Source organism: Thermobispora bispora DSM 43833, assembly GCF_000092645.1.
Lineage (GTDB): Bacteria > Actinomycetota > Actinomycetes > Streptosporangiales > Streptosporangiaceae > Thermobispora > Thermobispora bispora.
This window is the reverse complement of record NC_014165.1, coordinates 1,535,157-1,553,179: the sequence shown is the minus strand read 5'-3', so window position 1 is coordinate 1,553,179 and position 18,023 is coordinate 1,535,157. Positions and strand designations below refer to the sequence as shown.

Below are 18,023 nucleotides of genomic sequence, written 5' to 3'. Positions count from 1 at the left end.
GGTTTCAGTTCCCCTCCTTACGGGACGGCCGGAGGACGACCTTGAGGTCCGGCCCGATCCGGGTGACCTCCTCGAACTCGAGCCGGTGGCGTTCGGCGATGGTGGTGACCCCGGCCGGCCCGAGCGCGGCGGAGCCGGCGCCGAGCAGCGCGGGCGCGAGGTAGCCGACGACCCGGTCGACCAGGCCCTCCCGCAGGAAGGACCCGGCGAGGGTCGGGCCGCCCTCGAGCAGCACGCTCACGACCTGCCTGCGGTGCAGCTCGGCGAGGAGCGCGCGCAGGTCGAGCCCGCCGTCCGCCCGCGGGAGCCGTACGGCGTCGCCGAGGTGCGGGGGCGGGTCGGCGTCGTCGGCGACGGCCACGAGCGTGGGGGCCTCGCCGTCGAGCACCCGGGCCCCCGCCGGGGTCCGGGCGCCGGAGTCGACCACGACGCGCAGCACCGGCCGCGTCCGCCGGGGTTCGGGGGTGCGCACGGTGAGCCGCGGATCATCGGCGAGCACGGTGCCGATCCCGGCGACGATGGCGTCGCTCGCGGCCCGGAGCCGGTGCACGTCGGCGCGGGCCTCCGGCGAGGTGATCCACTTGCTGGTGCCGTCGGCCGCCGCGGAGCGCCCGTCGATGGTGGCGGCGAACTTCCAGGTCACGAAGGGCCGGCGGGCGCGCATGTAGGTGAGCCACTCCTCGTTCACCCGCTCGGCCTCCGCCGCGAGCACCCCCACGTCCACCGTCACCCCGTGCCGCAGGAGCGTCTCCGCCCCGCCGGCGGCGACCGGGTTGGGATCGGGGACGGCGACCACCACCCGCGCGACGCCCGCCTGCAGGAGCGCGGCGGTGCACGGGCCGGTTCTCCCGGTGTGGTCGCAGGGTTCGAGGGTCACGTAGGCGGTGGCGCCGCGGGCGCGCTCACCCGCCTGGCGCAGTGCGACGATCTCGGCGTGCGGCCCACCGGCGTACGCGTGAAAGCCCTCTCCGACGATCTCACCGGTGGGGTCGACGACCACGCAGCCGACGACCGGATTGGGACTGGTGCCGCCGTGGCCGCGGGCGGCGAGCTCGATCGCCCGCCGCATGTAGTGGTCGTCCCGCGAGGTCACCCCGGTCTTCCTCTCGCCTTGCCGGACCTATGTCGTCACGGCGGGCCCCGGGGATGCGCGGGATGCCGAAGTGCATCTCGTGGCCGGGCGCACGGCCGGAACAGGCCGTGGCGTCCCCTCGCGCGCTGCCTCCCATCCGGACTTTCACCGTCGGTTCTGGATTCTCACCAGATCCACCGGCCGATGGCTTCGGCCGGGTCGCGGACTTCGCCCCGCCACAAAGGCTTCACCGCCGGTTCGGAGTTTCACCGACCCCGGAGCACGCGTGTACGCCTTCTAGTGTGCCATGTGCCGTCAAGTCCGCGTTGACCGGATTTGGGCCTGCGTTTGTCGTGTGCCACAAACCGGGGGCGCGTCGCGCCGGACCGGGCGGGCGTCAGGCGCGCTCGGCGAGGGCGCGCAGGTGCCGCACCGCCTTGGCCGGGTCGGAGCTGCCGTAGACCGCGCTGCCCGCCACGAACACGTCGGCGCCGGCGGCGGCGCACCGTTCGATGGTCTCCTCGGACACCCCGCCGTCCACCTGGAGCCACACCTCGCCGCCGTGCTTGTCGATCAGCGCCCGGGCCCGGGCCACCTTCGGCAGCATGATGTCGAGGAACCGCTGGCCGCCGAAGCCGGGCTCCACGGTCATCACCAGCAGCATGTCGATCTCGGGCAGCAGGTCCTCGTAGGCCTCGACCGGGGTGGCCGGGTTGAGCGCGAGACCGGCCCTCGCCCCGGCCGCACGGATCGCGCGCAGCGTCCGGATCACCGCCTTCGCCGCCTCGGCGTGGATGGTCACGCTCGCCGCCCCGGCCTCCGCGTACCCGGGGGCCCACCGGTCCGGGTCTTCGATCATGAGGTGGCAGTCGAGCGGGATCGAGGTGCTCCGCAGCAGCGCCTCCACCACCGGCAGGCCGATCGTGAGGTTCGGCACGAAGTGGTTGTCCATCACGTCCACGTGGAGCCAGTCCGCGACCCCCTCCACGCGGGCCGCCTCCTCGGCGAGCCGGGCGAAGTCGGCGGAGAGGATGCTGGGCGCAATCTGTACGGCCATGTGCCGCAGTCTATTGGCCGCCGCGCGGAGCGCACGGCCGCCCCGGGTCCGCCGCGCGGCGGGGCTCACCTGCGGCGGAGCAGGGCGAGGAACATGGCGTCGGTGCCGTGCCGGTGCGGCCAGAACTGGGCGAACGGCCCGTCCCCCAGGCCGGGCACCTCCGGCAGGTACTCCCGGGCGTCGAGCACCTCGGCCCGGCCGGGTGCCACGTCGCCCACCACCACCCGGGTCTCCGCGAGGTGCGGCGAGCAGGTGACGTACGCCACCACCCCGCCCGGCCGCACCGCCTCGAGGGCCGAGGCGAGCAGCCTCCGCTGGAGGCCGGTGAGCTCGGGGATGTCGCTCGGCCGGCGGCGCCAGCGGGCCTCGGGGCGCCGGCGGAGCGCGCCCAGGCCGGTGCACGGGGCGTCGAGCATCACCCGGTCGAACGTCCCCGGCCGCCACGGCGGCGCGGTCCCGTCCGCCTGCACCACCCCGGCCCGGGTCACCGCGCCGCGGACCAGGCGGGCGCGGTGGTGCTGCACGTCGGCGGCGAGCAGGCGGGCGCCCCGCTCGGCCGCGATCGCGTCGAGGAGCCCGGCCTTCCCGCCGGGCCCGGCGCACATGTCGAGCCAGCGCCGGTCCTCGTCGAGCGGGACCCGGGTGAGCGCGAGGGCGACGAGCTGGCTCGCCTCGTCCTGTACGGCGGCGCGGCCCTCGGCGACCGCGGGGATCTCCGCGGGGTCCCCCTCGGTGAGATAGCACCCGTACGGCGAGTAGGCGGCGCGCTCGGCCCCGGCGGCGACCAGCTCGTCGGGCGAGCACCGCCCGGGGCGGGCCACCAGGGCGACCCGGGGACGGGCGTTGTCTGCCTCGAGCGCGGCCGTGGTCTCGTCCAGGTCACCGCCGAGGGCGTCCCGGAAGGCGTTGACGATCCAGCGCGGGTGGCTGTGGACCACGGCGAGGTGGCCGATCGGGTCCTCCTCCTTCGGCGGGGCCACGATCGCCAGCCACTCGTCCAGGGTCCGCCCGGCCACCTTGCGCAGCACCGCGTTGGCGTACCGGGACGGGCCCGGCCCCACGCGGAGCCGGATCAGGTCGATCGTGGAGCTCACCGCCGCGTGGGCCGGGATGCGGGTCCGCAGGAGCTGGTGGGCGCCGAGCCGGATCGCGTCGCGGAGCGGCGGGTCGAGCTCGCCGGGCGCGCGGTCCCCGCAGGCGCCGATGATCTCGTCGTAGGTGCCGAGCCCGCGGAGCGTGCCGTAGGCGAGCTCCGTGGCGAGGGCGGCTTCCCGCCCGGTGATCTTCCGCTGCCGGAGCAGCGTGGGCATCAGCAGGTTGGCGTACGCGTCCCGCTCGTCCACGGCCCGGAGCAGGTCGTAGGCCGCGATCCGGGCCTCGTCCCGCCTCGGCCGCCGGCCGCGCCCGCCGGTGGCCGGTCCTCGTCCGCCGCGTCCGCTGCTGCGCTGCTGGCCTCTGTTCATGCCCTCCGGCCTCCGGGGTCGTCCGCTCACTCGACGCGGTCCCGCTCCGTGATCCGGACGCCGCGGGCCCACTCCGCCGCGGTCATCATCCGCTTGCCCTGCGGCTGCACCTCGCCGAGCTCGACCGGGATCGTACCGGTGCCGGCGAGCACCGTGGTCTTGGTGGCCCGGAGCTCGCCCGGGGCGAGCTCGCCCGCCTCGGGGGCGAGCCGCACCGGGCCCAGCTTGAGCCGCCCGCCGCGGAACGTGGTCCAGGCACCGGGGGCCGGGGTGCAGGCCCGGATCAGCCGGTCCACCCGCATCGCCGGGGCCGTCCAGTCCACCCGGGCGTCCTCCGGCTCGATCTTGGGCGCGTAGCTCACCCCGTCGGCCGGCTGCGGCCGGGCCACGAGCGTGCCGTCCTCGATCCCGTCGAGGGTGGCGAGGAGCAGGCCGGCCCCGGCCTCGGCGAGCCGCTCCAGCAGCGTGCCGCTGGTGTCGTCGGGGCGGATCTGCTCGGTGAGCACCCCGTAGACCGGGCCGGCGTCGAGCTCCTTGACGATCCGGAAGGTCGTGGCGCCCGTGATCTCGTCGCCGTGGAGGATGGCGTGCTGCACCGGCGCCGCGCCCCGCCAGGCGGGGAGCACGGAGAAGTGCAGGTTGATCCACCCGTGGGGCGGGATGTCCAGGGCGGCCTGCGGGAGCAGCGCCCCGTACGCCACGACCGCGCAGCAGTCCGGGCCGATCTCCCGGAGCCGGTCGAGGAAGACCGGGTCGGAGGCCTTCGCCGGCTTGAGCACCTCCAGGCCCGCCTCCTCGGCGAGCCGGGCCACCGGGCTGGGGTGGACGTGCCGCCCGCGGCCGGACGGCGCGTCCGGGCGGGTGACCACGGCGACCACCTCGTGCCGGGGCGAGCCGAGCAGCGCGCGGAGCGACGGGAGCGCGGTCTCGGGCGTGCCCGCGAAGACCAGGCGCACTACAGGGCCTTCCCGTAGGTCGGGTGCGGGGAGATCTTCACGACCGGCGCCGACAGCCCGCTCCACTCCGCCTCGCGGATCGCCTTCATGGCGAGCCGCCGGTGCTCGGGGTTCATCCGGTCGATGAACAGGATCCCGTCGAGGTGGTCGGTCTCGTGCTGCAGGCAGCGGGCCATGAGCTCGGTGCCCTCGATCGTGACCGGCTCGCCGTACATGTTGAAGCCCTTGGCGACCGCCCGGATGGCGCGCGGCGTCGGGTAGGACAGGCCGGGGAAGGACAGGCACCCCTCCTCGCCCTCCTCGTCCATCTCATCGGAGAGGTCGAGGTTCGGGTTGACCAGGTGCCCGAGCTGCCCGTCCACGTTGTAGGTGAACACCCGCAGGCTCACCCCGATCTGGGGCGCGGCGAGCCCGGCGCCGTTCGCGTCGAGCATCGTGTCGGTCAGGTCCTTGACGAGCTTGCGCAGCTCCTTGTCGAAGTCGACCACCGGCTCCGCCGGGGTGCGCAGCACTGGATCACCGAAGAGGCGGATCTGCCGAATTGCCAACGGCGGACTCCGTTCAGATCGTGGGCAGGCAGGACGTTTTTCAGTGTACGGGCCGTGACCGGGCCTTCATCGCGGCCTTGCGCGCCGCCTTGGCGATCAGCGGGTCGGGGTGGTGGCGGCCGAGCGTGTCGAGCACCCAGAGCACGTCGGGGTGGTCCACCCGCCCCATCCTCGGGATCAGGGTGAGCAGGTCCTCGCCGAGCAGGTCGAAGTGCGCCTCGCCGGCCGGGCCGCCGAGGTGGCGGAGCGCGGCGAGCGTGTCCACGGCCACCCAGGCGCCGTCGTCCTCGCCGAGCGCCGGGGCGGGCAGCTCCCGCACCCCCAGCCAGGCCGCGGCGTACCGCCAGACCATCGGGTCGTCGAGCGCCGCGCGCACGGCCGGCTCGGCCTCCGGGCCGAGCTCCTCCAGGATCGTCCCCACGGTCCCGCGCTGGGCAGCGTTTCCGGAGGAGGCGACCGCGATCAGCTCCCGGGCCGCGGCCTCGGGCGCGCGGCGGGCGAGCCAGAGCGGGACCGCGCTCGGCGGCGCCTTGCCCGCGAGCATGGCGTCGACGAGCTCGGCCGCGGTCACCTCGGCGAACTCGGCGACCTGGTCCAGGATGGGCGCGTCGTGGCCGGCGCGGAGCAGGTCGCGGCGCACCGCCCACACGCCCAGGGGCGTGAGCCGTACCGCGTCGCCGGAGCGCTCGGCGATCCCGCAGTACTCCAGCAGGCGGACCGCCCGGGCGAGCTCGCCCGGGACGGCCGCGCGCAGCCGGCCCAGCTCCTCCGCGGCCGCCCCGCACGCCACCCGGTGGGCGTGGAGGAGGCCGTCGGCGAGCACGGCGAGCGGGACGCCCTCGCGCACCGCGTAGACGGCCGCGAGGGTCTCGGCGAGGTGCTCGTCGATCACCGGTGAACCGGTCAGGTCGCCGCGGCGGAGCAGGCCGGTGACCACGCCGTCCCAGAACTCTAGGGGGTCGCCGATCCCGGGGCCGGTCCCGGCCTCCCCGCCGGAGGCCGCCAGGAGGCCCTGCCCCGCGGCGACGTCCCACACCAGCGGCAGCACGCCGGGGTCCAGGCCGAGCTCGGCGGCCGCGGCCGCCGCGTCGGCCCCGGCCGGCCGCCCGTCCCCGGTGAGGCGGCGGGCGCCGGCCCACCCGGCCAGGCGGACCGCGTCGCGGACCAGCGGCACCCGGTGCACCGCCCGCGCGAGCTCCTCCTCCGGGGCGAGCTCGACCGGCGGGAAGCTGAGCCCTTCGCGATCGATCACCCCTGCAACCTACTCCACTCCCGGCCGCCGGGCGGCCGCCGGATGGCGCGGGAGCGGGCCTTCATCGCGGCCTTGCGCGCCGCCTTCGCCGCGTCGGGGTCGGTCAGGGTGCCGCTGAGCATCTCCAGCACCTCGACCACGTCGGGGTGGTCGACCTTCCACATCTCCTCGATCAGCTCGATCGAGGGGCCGGAGGCCGCGATGTTCTCGGCGAAGGTCTCGGGGTCCGCCTCGGCCGCCGGAAGCGCGAGCGCGAGCATGTCGACGCTCACCCACAGCAGCTCCTCGTGGGTGAGCGGCGGGGCGTCCAGGCCGCGGGAGGAGAGCCAGTGGATCGCGTGCGGCCGCAGCTCGGGGTCGTCGAGGTACGACCGCACCGCGGGGGCGGCCTCGGGCCCGAGCCGGTCGACGATCGAGACGGCGACCCCGCGGACCTCGGCCGGCGCGCCGACCACGGCGGACAGCAGCTCGTCGGCGGCCGTCTGCGGGTCGCGCCGCGCCAGCCACGCCTGGATGCACCGCTCGGCCTCCTCCTCGGGGAGGCTGTCGGTCACCAGACCGGCGATCAGCGTGCTCGCGTCGCCCTCCGACGGATCGGCCGCGATCGGGGCGTCCATGCCCCGGGAGGTGTAGAGCTCGCGCATCCCCCACAGGCCGTGCGGGGTGAGGGTGACCCCCTCCTCGGTGACATGGACCGTTCCTGCCTCGGCCAGCCCGGCGAGCGCCGCGCCGATCGGGCCCATCGGGCGGTCCCCCGCGAGCGTCTCCTTGAGGTACTCGCCGATGGCGTCCTGGGGAACCGGGGCCTGCATGCGGTAGAGCAGGTCGTGGATGGGGAAGAGCCCGTCGTCGACGACCTCGTCCCCGGTGACGGCGACCGGCGGATCGACGAGGAACGCGACCATGCGCGCCCACAGCCGGAGCACCTCGTCGTCGGGGAGGCCGGGCAGCGGCCGGAACGCCTCCCCCGGCACGATCGCGGTGCGGTCCAGCCGGATCAGGCCGAGGTGGAGGGCGAGCCGCCAGGGAAGCTGCGGCCGGGCGATGCCGAGCTCGGCCGTGATCTGCTTGGCGTCCCGCACCCGCAGCGTCTTGCGCGTCGTCGTGGTCCTGCCGCCCTCGGTCAGCCAGGCCGCGACCCGGAAGGCGTCGCGCAGCAGCGGGACCTCCCGGACCGCCGCGGCCAGCTCGGCGGCGGGGGCGAGCCGCACCGGCGGGAGGGGCGCCAGGCCGGCGTCCGGCGCGCCGCCCTCCTCGGCCGCGAGCTCGCCCGGCATCGGGCCGTCCAGCGCCTCCGGGCCGATCGAGCTGAACAGGCTCTTGGCCATGCCGAACTTGCTCGTGTCGGCGAGCGCGTGCGGCATCTCCGGCTCGATCCGGTCGATGGTCTCCCGCATCCGCGCGGCGACGTCCTCGCCGATCTCGCCCTGGTCGAGCAGGAAGTCGACCAGGGTGCGCGCCGCCGCGATGGTCTCCGGCGCGCTCTCCGGCGGGGCGATGACCTTCCGCGGGTAGATCTCCAGCAGGAGCTCCTCGAAGGTGCTCGGCCGGAAGTCGCCGAGCCGGTGCACGTCCAGATAGTCGCTGGCGTAGTCGCAGAGCAGGCGTATCTCGTCGATGTCGACCTCGACGCCCTTCTCGCGTCCCCAGGCTCGGAGCCTGTCAATGGCCCGGTTCACCCATTCGATCGACACAGGGAGACGTTAACGGGTCACCGTCGGCATCGCGAATCGGTCAGATGAGATCGAGCGGATCTACCTGCACACGCACCACATCCGTGGCCTTCCGTACCGAGCGTGCCCCGCTCGCCGCCTTGAGGGCGCGGGCGAGCGCGGCCCCGCTGCGGCGCGGCACCCGGATCACGGCGCGCTCCAGCCCGCCGTCGATCGGCACCGGGCCGAGCACCTGGGCGTCCTCGGGGAGGTCGGTCTCGGCGAGCATCTCCCGGACGGCCGCGCCCGGGCCGGTGAGCGAGGCCATCCGCGCGGCAGGGGGGAACCCCAGCTCGGCCCGCTCGCCGAGCTCGCGCTCGGAGAAGGTCACCGGGTCCCAGCGCACCAGGGCCTGGACCACGGGGACGGCCCCGTCCGCGCAGACGACGATCTCCGCGCGGGGGCGGGCGAGGGCGGCGGCGTTCATCCACCGCCGGAGCGTCTCCTCGGCGGCGCGCAGGTCGGGCCGCCCGAGCAGGGCCCACCCGTCGAGGAGCACCGCGGCCGCGTACCCGCCCTCCGGCACCGGCTCGGCCCCGGGCGTGGCGACGACGAGCGCCGGGCCGGCGCCGACCGTGGCGAGCACCCCGTCGCGGCCCGAGGTCTTCACCGCCACCGAGGGGAACGCCCGCCCGAGTTCCTCGGCGGTGCGCCGGGCGCCGACCACGATGGCGCGCACCCGGGGGCAGCCGCACCGGGGGCAGCGCCAGTCACCGGCGATCCGCCCGCACCACCGGCAGTACGGCGCGGCGTGCCCGCCGCGCAGGGCGAGCGGACCAGAGCAGACCGGGCCGGAGCCGGGCGCGCCGGAGCCCTGGGCCGGGCCGCCGCACCGGGCGGGGGCGCGGCAGCGCAGGCAGGCGAGGGCGGGCAGGTACCCCCGCCGCGGGACCTGCACGAGCACCGGCCCGCGCTCCAGGCCGCGTTTGAGGGCCTGCCAGGCGACGGTCGGGAGCCGGGCCGCCCGGGCGGCCTCGTCGCGGGCGAGCTCGGCGTCGTCACCGGCCGGGCGGATCAGCGGGGCCCGCGCGCGGAGCTCCCCGCGGGCCGGGACGAGCGGGTGGGCCCAGCCGCTCGCCACGAGCAGGGCGGCCTCGGCGGTCCGGGCGTAGCCGCCGACCAGCAGGCCGGCCCGCGCGCGGTGGGCGCGCAGCGTCAGCACCTCCCGGGTGTGCGGGTAGGGGGCGTGCCGCTCCGCGTGCAGGTCGTCGCCGTCGTCCCAGATCACGGCGAGCCCGAGGGGGTGCACCGGGGCGAAGGCGACCGGTCGGGTGCCGACCGCGACCCGGACCTCCCCGCGCAGCAGCTTGAGCCAGCGGCGGTAGCGCTCGGCCGGCCCCAGGTCGGCGGTGATCGCCACGTGCGGGGTGGCGCCGAGCGCCCGGGCCATCATCGCCACGTCCTTGCCGTCCGGCACCACCACGACCGCGCCGCGGCCGCCGGCCAGGGTGGCGCGCACGGCCGACGCCACGGCGAGGGGCCACGACGGCCCGTCCGGGCCGATGCCGGGGAGGGCGGTCCAGACGGCGCGCGGGGACCGGCCCTCGGCGAGCGCCCGGAGGAACGACGGCCCGGCCGGGTACGCGTCCCACCCGTCGCCGGGGGTGCGCCAGTCCGGCGGCGCCGGCGCTTCGGCGGCCCGGGGCGCGGGGCTGCCCGGCTCGGCCTCCACCCGGGCGTGCCGGGGCGGGATCGCGAGCCGGAGCACGTCGGACATGGTGCCCGCGTACCGGTCGGCCACCGCCCGCGCGAGCCCGGCGATCTCGGGGGTGAGCACCGGCAGCGGGGAGACCACGCGCTCCAGGAAGGCGAGCCGCCCGGGGTGGTCGCTCCGCGCCACGCGCTCCAGCAGGTACCCGTCGGCCGGCTGCCCGGCGAACCGCACCCGCACCCGGCAGCCGGGCACCGCGTCGGCGTCCAGCGCCGCGGGGACGAGGTAGTCGAACGGGCGGTCCAGGTGCGGCAGCGGTGAATCGATCAGAACCCGCGCCACGGGGAGCCGCTCGGCCGGCTGGCGGGCCCCCTTCCCACCGGGCTTCCCGCCGGGCCGGGGCGATCCGCCGGCGCGCCCGGCGGCGGGCAGGAGCGCCTCCTGCGGGCTGGGCTCGCTGATCGGCTCGGTCACGTCTACGTCCTACCAGAAGCGGACGACGGCGCCCGCGTGGACGCGAGCGCCGCCGGGACGCGTGCGGACCGGCCGGCCGGGCCGGTGGGCTCAGAAGCCGACGTAGGACCGGAGGTCGTCGACGCGGTTGGTCTCCTCCCAGGGGAAGCCCTCGCGGCCGAAGTGGCCGTACACGGCGGTCTGCGAGTAGATCGGCCGGAGCAGGTCGAGGTGGTGGATGATCGCGGCCGGCCGGAGGTCGAACACCTCGAGGATCGCCTCCTGGATCGTCTCCACCGGGACCTTCTCGGTGCCGAAGGTCTCGACGAAGAGGCCGACCGGGTGGGCCTTGCCGATGGCGTAGGCGACCTGGACCTCGCACCGGTCGGCGAGCCCCGCCGCCACCACGTTCTTGGCCACCCAGCGCATGGCGTAGGCGGCCGAGCGGTCCACCTTGGACGGGTCCTTGCCGGAGAACGCGCCGCCGCCGTGCCGGGCCATGCCGCCGTAGGTGTCGATGATGATCTTCCGGCCGGTGAGGCCCGCGTCGCCCATCGGGCCGCCGATCTCGAAGCGGCCGGTGGGGTTCACCAGCAGCCGGTACCCCTCGGTCTCGATGTCGAGGTCGGCCAGCACCGGGTCGACGACGTGCTCGCGGATGTCCGGGGCGAGCATCTCCCGCAGGTCGATCTCGGCCGCGTGCTGGGTGGAGACGACCACGGTGTCGAGCCGGACCGGGCGGTCGCCGTCGTACTCGATCGTGACCTGCGTCTTGCCGTCCGGGCGCAGGTACGGGATGGTGCCGTTCTTCCGCACGTCGGCCAGCCGCTTCGCCATCCGGTGGGCGAGCATGATCGGCAGCGGCATGAGCTCCGGGGTCTCCCGGCAGGCGTACCCGAACATGAGACCCTGGTCGCCCGCGCCCTGGCGGTCGAACGCGTCGAAGGCCTCCCCGGTGCGGACCTCGTAGGCGTCGTCCACGCCCATGGCGATGTCCGGCGACTGCGAGCCGATCGACACGGAGACACCGCACGACGCGCCGTCGAAGCCCTTGTGCGAGGCGTCGTACCCGATCTCGAGGATCTTCTCCCGGATGATGGTCGGGATGTCGACGTAGGTCTCCGTCGTCACCTCGCCGGCGACGTGGACCAGGCCGGTGGTGATCAACGTCTCGACGGCGACCCGGCTCTTCGGGTCGTCCCGGAGCATGGCGTCGAGAATCGCATCACTGATCTGGTCGGCCATCTTGTCCGGGTGGCCCTCGGTAACCGACTCGGAGGTGAACAGGCGACGGGACAACTCAGTGGCTCCTCATGCAGCGGCTGCTGACGTTGCGAAGCGGCCTGCCACGCCGGGCCGGGGGCCGGCCCTCCTTCCCGGCGACCGCTTTGATGCTCCACGCGAGTCTAGCCGTACCAGGTACGGCACTGCGAAGCCGTTCCGCATCGTGGCGGCCCGGAAACGCCGGACCGGGACCGGCCCGGAACCGGTGGCCGGGACGCCGGGCCCACCGGCCGCTCGCCCCGACCGCTCATCCAGGGGCCGGGGAGGCCGGGAACGGCGCCGCGGTGGACCGGTCAGCCGAGGCGCTCGGCGACCAGGTCCCAGATCACATCGGCGAGGTCCTCCTTGGGGCCGCGGGGGACCTCCACCATCCCGCCGTCCGCGGCGAGCACCACGGCGGCGTTGTCGGGCGTGCCGAAGCCGAGGTTCTCCCCCACCTGGTTGACCACCAGCAGGTCGCACCCCTTGCGCTCCAGCTTGGCCCGCCCGTTGGCCAGCACGTCGTCGGTCTCGGCGGCGAAGCCCACGATCACCCGCGGGCCGGCCGGTCCGCCGGCCTCCCGCCGGGCGCGCCGCTGCGCCACGAGCTCGGCGAGGACGTCCGGGTTCTTGACCAGCCGGATCGGCTCGGGCTCCGCCGAGGTCTTCTTGATCTTGACGTCGCTCCGCCGCTCCGGGCGGAAGTCGGCGACCGCGGCGGCCATCACCACGGCGTCCGCCTGCTCGGCGGCGGCGAGCACCGCCTCACGGAGCTCGAGCGCGGACTCGACCCGCACGATCTTCGCCCCGGCCGGGTCGGGCAGCGCGACGTTCGCCGCCACGAGGGTGACCTCGGCCCCGCGGGCGACCGCGGTACGGGCGAGGGCGTAGCCCTGCAGCCCGGAGGAACGGTTGCCGATGAAGCGGACCGGGTCGATCGCCTCGCGCGTGCCGCCGGCCGAGACGACCACGTGCCGCCCGGCGAGGTCGGTACCGCGCCCGGCGAGCACCCGGCGGCAGACCTCGAAGATCTCGGTGGGCTCGGGCAGCCGGCCCGGCCCGGTGTCGGCGCCGGTGAGCCTGCCGACCGCGGGCTCGATGACGATCGCCCCCCGCTCGCGCAGCAGCGCCACGTTCGCCCGGGTGGCCGGGTGCTCCCACATCTCGGTGTGCATCGCCGGGGCGAACACGACGGGACACCGGGCGGTGAGCAGGGTGGCGGTGAGCAGGTCGTCGGCGAGGCCGTGGGCCGCCTTGGCGAGGAGATCGGCCGTGGCCGGGGCGACCACCACGAGGTCGGCCTCCTTGCCGATCCGGACGTGCGGCACCTCGTGCACGGACTGCCACACCTCGGTCGCCACCGGGTTGCCGGACAGCGCGGCCCATGCGGGCTCACCGACGAACCGGAGGGCGTCCCTGGTCGGCACGACCCGCACGTCGTGGCCGGACTCGGTGAACAGACGGAGGAGCTCACACGCCTTGTAGGCGGCGATCCCGGCGCTCACGCCGAGCACCACGGAGGTCACGCGCGCCCTCCCGGCTGATCGTCCAAGGCGTCGCTCAGGACGACTCGGCCGGCTCGGCCTTGATCAGGCCTTCCGCGATCTCCCGCAGCGCGATGGAGAGCGGCTTCTCCTGGGCGTGCGTCTCCACCAGCGGGCCGACGTACTCCAGCAGGCCCTCACCAAGCTGCGAGTAGTAGGCGTTGATCTGGCGCGCCCGCTTGGCGGCCATGATCACGAGGCTGTACTTGCTGTCGACGACGTCGAGAAGCGTGTCGATCGGCGGGTTGGTTATGCCTTCCGCGTAGCCTGCGCTGCTTGCCACGTTGCGATTCCCCTAGCTCGGCGAATTTGTCATCAAGGCTATCAGCCGGCGGCACACATCTTTGACGTCCGTGTTCACCAAAGTGACGTCGAACTCCTTCTCGGCCGCCATCTCGATCCGCCCGGCCTGGAGCCGGCGCTCGATCACGTCGGCGGGCTCGGTGCCCCTGCCGCGCAGCCGGCGCTCCAGCTCCTCCCAGCTGGGCGGAGCCAGGAAGACGAGCAGGGCATCAGGCATGGCGGCCCGCACCTGCCGGGCCCCCTGGAGATCGATCTCCAGGAGCGCCGGCACGCCGGCCGCCAGCCGCTGCAGCACGGGAGTGCGGGGCGTACCGTAGCGGTGGCCCGCGAACTCGGCCCACTCCAGGAGCTCGCCCGAGGCGATCATGCGATCGAACTCGGCGTCATCGACGAAGTAGTACTCGACGCCGTGCCTCTCCCCCGGGCGGGGCTTCCTGGTGGTCACCGAGACCGACAGCCACACCTCGGGGTGTGACCGCCGGAGCTCGGCGACGACCGTGGACTTGCCGACACCCGACGGACCGGAGAGGACCGTCAGACGCGGCTTACGAGGCGAGGAGCCACCGCCGTGAGCCCGGGACTCGCTGGGCACGGCTTCCTGATGGGCCTCGGCTCCAGCGGCCCTGGACTTGCCGGTCACTCCGTACCCCCGTTCGACGTCGCTCGACCGGAGCCGAGATCAGCCCTCGGCGCCGCCGAACTCTCGGATCAGAGCAGCGCGCTGGTTGGCCCCGAGACCCCGCACACGGCGGGACTCGGCGATGCCCAGGCGCTCCATGAGCTGCTTGGCGCGTACCTTACCCACGCCCGGGAGCGACTCGAGCAGGGCGGAGACCTTCATCTTGCCGATGACGTCGTCGGTCTGCCCCGCCTGGAGCACCTCGGACAGGGAAATCGCGTTCCGCTTGAGGCGGCTTTTCACCTCAGCACGTTCCTTACGCGCCTTGGCTGCCTTCTCGAGAGCGGCGGCGCGCTGCTCGGGGGTTAGGGGAGGAAGAGCCACGCCGGGTCACCTCGGATTTCTGTCGATGTACTCGGACGGGAGGGGAAACTAGCTTGACTATGCCCCGTACGGCAACGTGACGGGGTGTTTCTCTCACCACAAAATAAGTGGCACTACCATTGGTAACTCTTATATCACGATTTGTCGACCATGGACCCTGAACTTACCTGCGGCCCGGCGCCCGTGACCGCCGGCCGCCCCGGGCGGGACGGCCGCGCCACCGGCCCGGCGCCGGCGCGCCGGCACGCGGGTCTGGCGGCGTCCCGGGCGGGCCGTGCCGGACTCGCGGGACACCCGGGATCCGTGAAAAGCCGATCATGGACGCGGCCGGATCCGCTAGCATGCGGCCCGGCCCACCGCTCCGCACGGTCGACGGGAAATCGATAGCAGGAACGCGATCGCCGCGCCAACCCGGTGACGCACGGCGGCCCGCCGCGGCCACCACGGCCGCCCGGTGCCCGTCCGCACGTCGCCCGGCTGCACCCGCCCGCGCAGGGACGCCCGCATGCGGACGCCCGTACGCGGTCGCCCCGCCGCGCTCCGGCGCCGCCGGCAGGGTGCCCGGACGCCGGCGAGGCGTCCCGCGGGCCGTGCCCGCACGGGGCCTGCCGTCCCGGCCCGACCCGCCGGCGCATGCGCGCCCGCGAGCCGTAGGCGCGGGAGCCCGGGGAACCGGCCGTTCGCCATCGGCCGGCTGTCGCGCCGCGAGCCGTGCGCGCGCCGGACAGGCCTTCCCGGGCCGGGCGGTGAGACAGGCGGGTGCACGCCCGCCCGGCGGAACGAGGCCCGCGCAGCGGGGTGCGGCCATCTCGCCGGGCGCCGCCCGGTCAGGGGACGGCACGCCGCAGCGCCGCGGCGATCGCGGCCGCGGCCGCGCCCGGATCGGGCGCGCCCGTGATCGGGCGGCCGATCACGAGGAGATCGGCCCCGTTGGCGATCGCCTCCTCCGGGGTCGCCACCCGGGCCTGGTCCTGGGTGTCGGCGCCGGCCGGCCGTACGCCCGGGGTGATGAGCATGATGTCCGGCCCCACCTCGGCCCGGACCGCCGCGACCTCCTGCGGGGAGCAGACGAGCGCCTGGGCGCCCGCCTCCACCGCCAGGGCGGCCAGGCGGCGGACCGCGTCCGACGGCGGGCCCTGGATGCCGATCTCGCCGAGGTCGGCGGCGGACAGCGACGTCAGCAGCGTCACGGCGGCGATCTTGGTGTGCGGCGCCGCCTCCACCGCGGCCCGGATCATCGCCGCGCCGCCGGCGGCGTGGACGGTGAGGATCGCGGGCCTGAGCCGGGCGACCGCCCGCGCCGCCGCCCCCACGGTGTTGGGGATGTCATGGAGCTTGAGATCCAGGAAGACCTGCACCCCGCTCGCGCCGCGCACCGACGCGATCACGTCCGGGCCGTAGCGGAGGTAGAGTTCCAGGCCCACCTTCACGGTCGACACGTGGGGGGTCACCAGGCCCGCCCAGCGGGCCGCGGTCTCCAGGTCCGGCGCGTCGAGGGCGACGGCGATGGGAGCTGGCGTCGTCACAGGGAACTCTCCTCAAGATCGTCGGTCTCACGGAGACCGGGCCCCGCCGGCCGGTGGGCGAGGCCCACCGCGTCCGCCACCCGGTCGAACCCGCGCTCCCGGAGCAGCTCCTCCAGCTCTCGCAGGACGCGCAGGCAGGCGTACGGGTCCTGGAACATGGCGGTGCCCACGCCGACCGCGCACGCGCCGGCCAGGATCAGCTCCAGGGCGTCCCTCCCGGTCGCCACGCCGCCGACGCCGACGATCGGGACGCCGGGCAGGGCGGCGTGGACCTGCCACACGCAGCGCACCGCGAGCGGCCGCACGGCCGGGCCGGACAGGCCCCCGACCCCCGCCGCGAGCGCCGGGCGCATGGCGTCCACGTCGATGCTCATGCCGAGCGGTGTGTTGATCAGCGTGAGCGCGTCGGCGCCGCCGTCCACACACGAACGCGCCACGGCCACGATGTCGGTCACGTCAGGGGGGAGCTTGGCGATGACCGGGACGTCGTACCGCGTCACCGCGCGCACCGCGGACACCACCTCGGCGGCCGCTGACCCGTCGCGGCCGAATACCCTACCCCGATCCTCGGCGTTCGGGCACGAGAGGTTCACCTCGACCGCCATGATCGCGTGCTCGTCGGCGAGCCGCCGGGCGAGCGTGGTGTACTCCGACACCGTGCTCCCGCCGATCGACACGATGGTCCGCACCCCCCGCTGCGCGAGCCAGGGCAGCTCCCGCTCCAGGAAGGCGTCGACGCCCGGGCCCTGCAACCCCACGCCGGTGAGCAGCCCGGACGGCGTCTCCGCCATCCGCGGCGTCGGCCGCCCCGCCCGCGGCGTGACCGTGATCGACCGGGTGACGAAGGCCCCCAGCCGCCGCAGGTCGTAGAAGTGCGCGAGCTCGCGCCCGGTGCCGCCGCAGCCGGCCGCGGTCAGCACCGGGTTGGGCAGCTCCACATGGGCGAGGTAGGTCCGCAGATCGACGGCTATGGCCGCTCACCCCGCCTCGCGCCGACCAGGGCATGGGCGCGCCCGCGCACCGCCTCAGGCATGCCGGCCCCCAGGTGCGCCGAGCGCGTCGAACGGGATCGTCCCCACGTCGCCGAACCGTACCCGCTCGCCGCGGAACACGGGCCCCTCCGTGCACGCGCGGACCATCCTGGTGACGCCGTCCTCGCCGATCACCGGCACCACGCAGGTCATGCAGATGCCGATGCCGCAGGCCATCGACTCCTCCACCGCCACCTGGATCGGGATCCCGAACTCCACGGCGACCGCGGTGGCGCCGCGGAGCACCGGCATCGGCCCGCTCGCGTAGACCACGTCCGCCCGGGTGTCCGCGATCACCCCGGGCAGGACGTCGATCACCGTGCCCCGCAGGCCGAGCGAACCGTCCTCCGTGACGAGCGTTGTCGTCTCCGCCATCCTGCGGGCCCGCAGCGCGCCGAAGACGCGGTCGGCGGTCTTCGCGCCCAGCATGAAGTCGATCCGGCACCCGCGGCGCTGCAGGACGTCCCCCAGCGCGAACAGCGGGGCCGAGCCGTACTCCCACCCCACCAGCACGCAGGTGCACGGATCGCGCGGCAGCGGGAACGGGCGGCCGAGCGGGCCGACCAGGTCGAGCGTGTCGCGGGCGCGCAGACCGGCCAGCCAGGCCGTCCCCGGCCCGCGCACGCTGAAGACCAGCTCCACCGTGCCCCCGTAGTCCGGTGTGACGTCGTGGATGGAGAGGGCGCGCCGGGTGATCATCGACGACCCGGGGCCGCCGACGGCGACGGTGACGAAGTGACCGGGGCGGAACCTGTCGGCGATGCCCGGCGCCACCACGGTGAGCGCATGATAGGCGTCCACCTGGCGCGTCGTCAGCACCGTGCCCGTCACCTGAACCGGACTTGCGGCCACTCCCTGCTCCCTCGGCCTCTCCCTCGGCTCGGCGGGCCCGGCCCGGCACCGGGGGCCTTCCGCCCGCCCGGTCACGCAGCCACGGCCGGCGGACCGGCGCTGCCGGGACCGCCCGGCACGCCCGGCCGGCGGCCAGGGCGCCCACGGCCGGTCTCGGGCCCTCGCTCACCACACGGAACGGCCGAACCGGCCCGCCCGGTTTCCCACGGGCCTCGGCCGGGGACCCGCGGCCGGCTTCAGGCCCACGCGCGCACCCACGGTCAGGCGCCCACCGGCACCGGGCCCGCCCGAGCCGCGCGGCAAGGACCGTCCGGCCCGCGAAGGTCCACGGCCAGGG

16 protein-coding genes and 1 riboswitch are annotated in these 18,023 nt (G+C 75.2%); all 16 genes read right to left on the bottom strand.

What is annotated here, in order from left to right; translation table 11 throughout:
* Positions 1–4: 4 nt before the first annotated feature.
* Complete coding sequence (ribD, locus tag TBIS_RS06865; protein WP_013131622.1) at positions 5–1,093, bottom strand: bifunctional diaminohydroxyphosphoribosylaminopyrimidine deaminase/5-amino-6-(5-phosphoribosylamino)uracil reductase RibD; 1,089 nt, start codon at positions 1,091–1,093, stop codon at positions 5–7.
* 118 nt (positions 1,094–1,211) lie between these two features.
* Positions 1,212–1,360: riboswitch (FMN riboswitch) on the bottom strand.
* A 109-nt stretch (positions 1,361–1,469) separates the two neighbouring features.
* Positions 1,470–2,129, bottom strand: a complete 660-nt coding sequence (rpe, locus tag TBIS_RS06860) for a ribulose-phosphate 3-epimerase (protein WP_013131621.1) — start codon at positions 2,127–2,129, stop codon at positions 1,470–1,472.
* 65 nt (positions 2,130–2,194) lie between these two features.
* Entirely contained in the window at positions 2,195–3,592 is a 1,398-nt protein-coding gene (locus TBIS_RS06855) for an RsmB/NOP family class I SAM-dependent RNA methyltransferase (RefSeq protein ID WP_013131620.1), read from the bottom strand.
* Positions 3,593–3,618: 26 nt separating this feature from the next.
* A complete protein-coding gene (fmt, locus tag TBIS_RS06850) occupies positions 3,619–4,548 on the bottom strand; it encodes a methionyl-tRNA formyltransferase (RefSeq protein ID WP_013131619.1) in 930 nt (309 codons plus the stop codon).
* Positions 4,548–5,096, bottom strand: coding sequence for a peptide deformylase (def, locus tag TBIS_RS06845; RefSeq protein WP_013131618.1), 549 nt, complete (start codon positions 5,094–5,096; stop codon positions 4,548–4,550). Before def ends, fmt begins: the two co-directional genes overlap by 1 nt.
* A gap of 40 nt (positions 5,097–5,136) precedes the next feature.
* Complete coding sequence (locus TBIS_RS06840; RefSeq protein ID WP_013131617.1) at positions 5,137–6,348, bottom strand: hypothetical protein; 1,212 nt, start codon at positions 6,346–6,348, stop codon at positions 5,137–5,139.
* Positions 6,345–8,042: a hypothetical protein gene (locus tag TBIS_RS06835; protein ID WP_013131616.1), complete on the bottom strand. Its 1,698-nt coding sequence runs from the start codon at positions 8,040–8,042 to the stop codon at positions 6,345–6,347. Before TBIS_RS06835 ends, TBIS_RS06840 begins: the two co-directional genes overlap by 4 nt.
* 40 nt (positions 8,043–8,082) lie before the next feature.
* On the bottom strand, positions 8,083–10,185 hold the full coding sequence (locus tag TBIS_RS06830) for a primosomal protein N' (RefSeq protein ID WP_013131615.1): 2,103 nt from the start codon (positions 10,183–10,185) through the stop codon (positions 8,083–8,085).
* A 90-nt stretch (positions 10,186–10,275) separates the two neighbouring features.
* Positions 10,276–11,463, bottom strand: coding sequence for a methionine adenosyltransferase (gene metK / locus TBIS_RS06825; protein ID WP_013131614.1), 1,188 nt, complete (start codon positions 11,461–11,463; stop codon positions 10,276–10,278).
* Positions 11,464–11,741: 278 nt separating this feature from the next.
* Complete coding sequence (gene coaBC, locus TBIS_RS06820; protein WP_013131613.1) at positions 11,742–12,953, bottom strand: bifunctional phosphopantothenoylcysteine decarboxylase/phosphopantothenate--cysteine ligase CoaBC; 1,212 nt, start codon at positions 12,951–12,953, stop codon at positions 11,742–11,744.
* 34 nt (positions 12,954–12,987) lie between these two features.
* Positions 12,988–13,254, bottom strand: a complete 267-nt coding sequence (rpoZ, locus tag TBIS_RS06815) for a DNA-directed RNA polymerase subunit omega (protein WP_013131612.1) — start codon at positions 13,252–13,254, stop codon at positions 12,988–12,990.
* Between the two features lie 12 nt (positions 13,255–13,266).
* Complete coding sequence (gmk, locus tag TBIS_RS06810) at positions 13,267–13,866, bottom strand: guanylate kinase (RefSeq protein ID WP_050760459.1); 600 nt, start codon at positions 13,864–13,866, stop codon at positions 13,267–13,269.
* Between the two features lie 87 nt (positions 13,867–13,953).
* Positions 13,954–14,277: an integration host factor, actinobacterial type gene (mihF, locus tag TBIS_RS06805; RefSeq protein ID WP_013131610.1), complete on the bottom strand. Its 324-nt coding sequence runs from the start codon at positions 14,275–14,277 to the stop codon at positions 13,954–13,956.
* 827 nt (positions 14,278–15,104) lie between these two features.
* Positions 15,105–15,803 (bottom strand): orotidine-5'-phosphate decarboxylase, encoded by a 699-nt coding sequence (gene pyrF, locus TBIS_RS06800; protein WP_013131609.1) that lies wholly within the window; start codon positions 15,801–15,803, stop codon positions 15,105–15,107.
* Positions 15,800–16,774: a dihydroorotate dehydrogenase gene (locus TBIS_RS06795; protein WP_041431303.1), complete on the bottom strand. Its 975-nt coding sequence runs from the start codon at positions 16,772–16,774 to the stop codon at positions 15,800–15,802. Before TBIS_RS06795 ends, pyrF begins: the two co-directional genes overlap by 4 nt.
* A gap of 54 nt (positions 16,775–16,828) precedes the next feature.
* Positions 16,829–17,686 carry a dihydroorotate dehydrogenase electron transfer subunit gene (locus TBIS_RS06790; protein WP_013131607.1) on the bottom strand — a complete coding sequence of 286 codons (858 nt, stop codon included), beginning with the start codon at positions 17,684–17,686 and terminating at the stop codon, positions 16,829–16,831.
* Positions 17,687–18,023 lie beyond the last annotated feature (337 nt).

What these genes read in the sequence shown, in the direction of transcription:
- rpe (WP_013131621.1), bottom strand. Translation starts at nt 2,129, where the DNA reads ATGGCCGTACAGATTGCGCCCAGCATCCTCTCCGCCGACTTCGCCCGG.
- TBIS_RS06855 (WP_013131620.1), bottom strand. Translation starts at nt 3,592, where the DNA reads ATGAACAGAGGCCAGCAGCGCAGCAGCGGACGCGGCGGACGAGGACCG.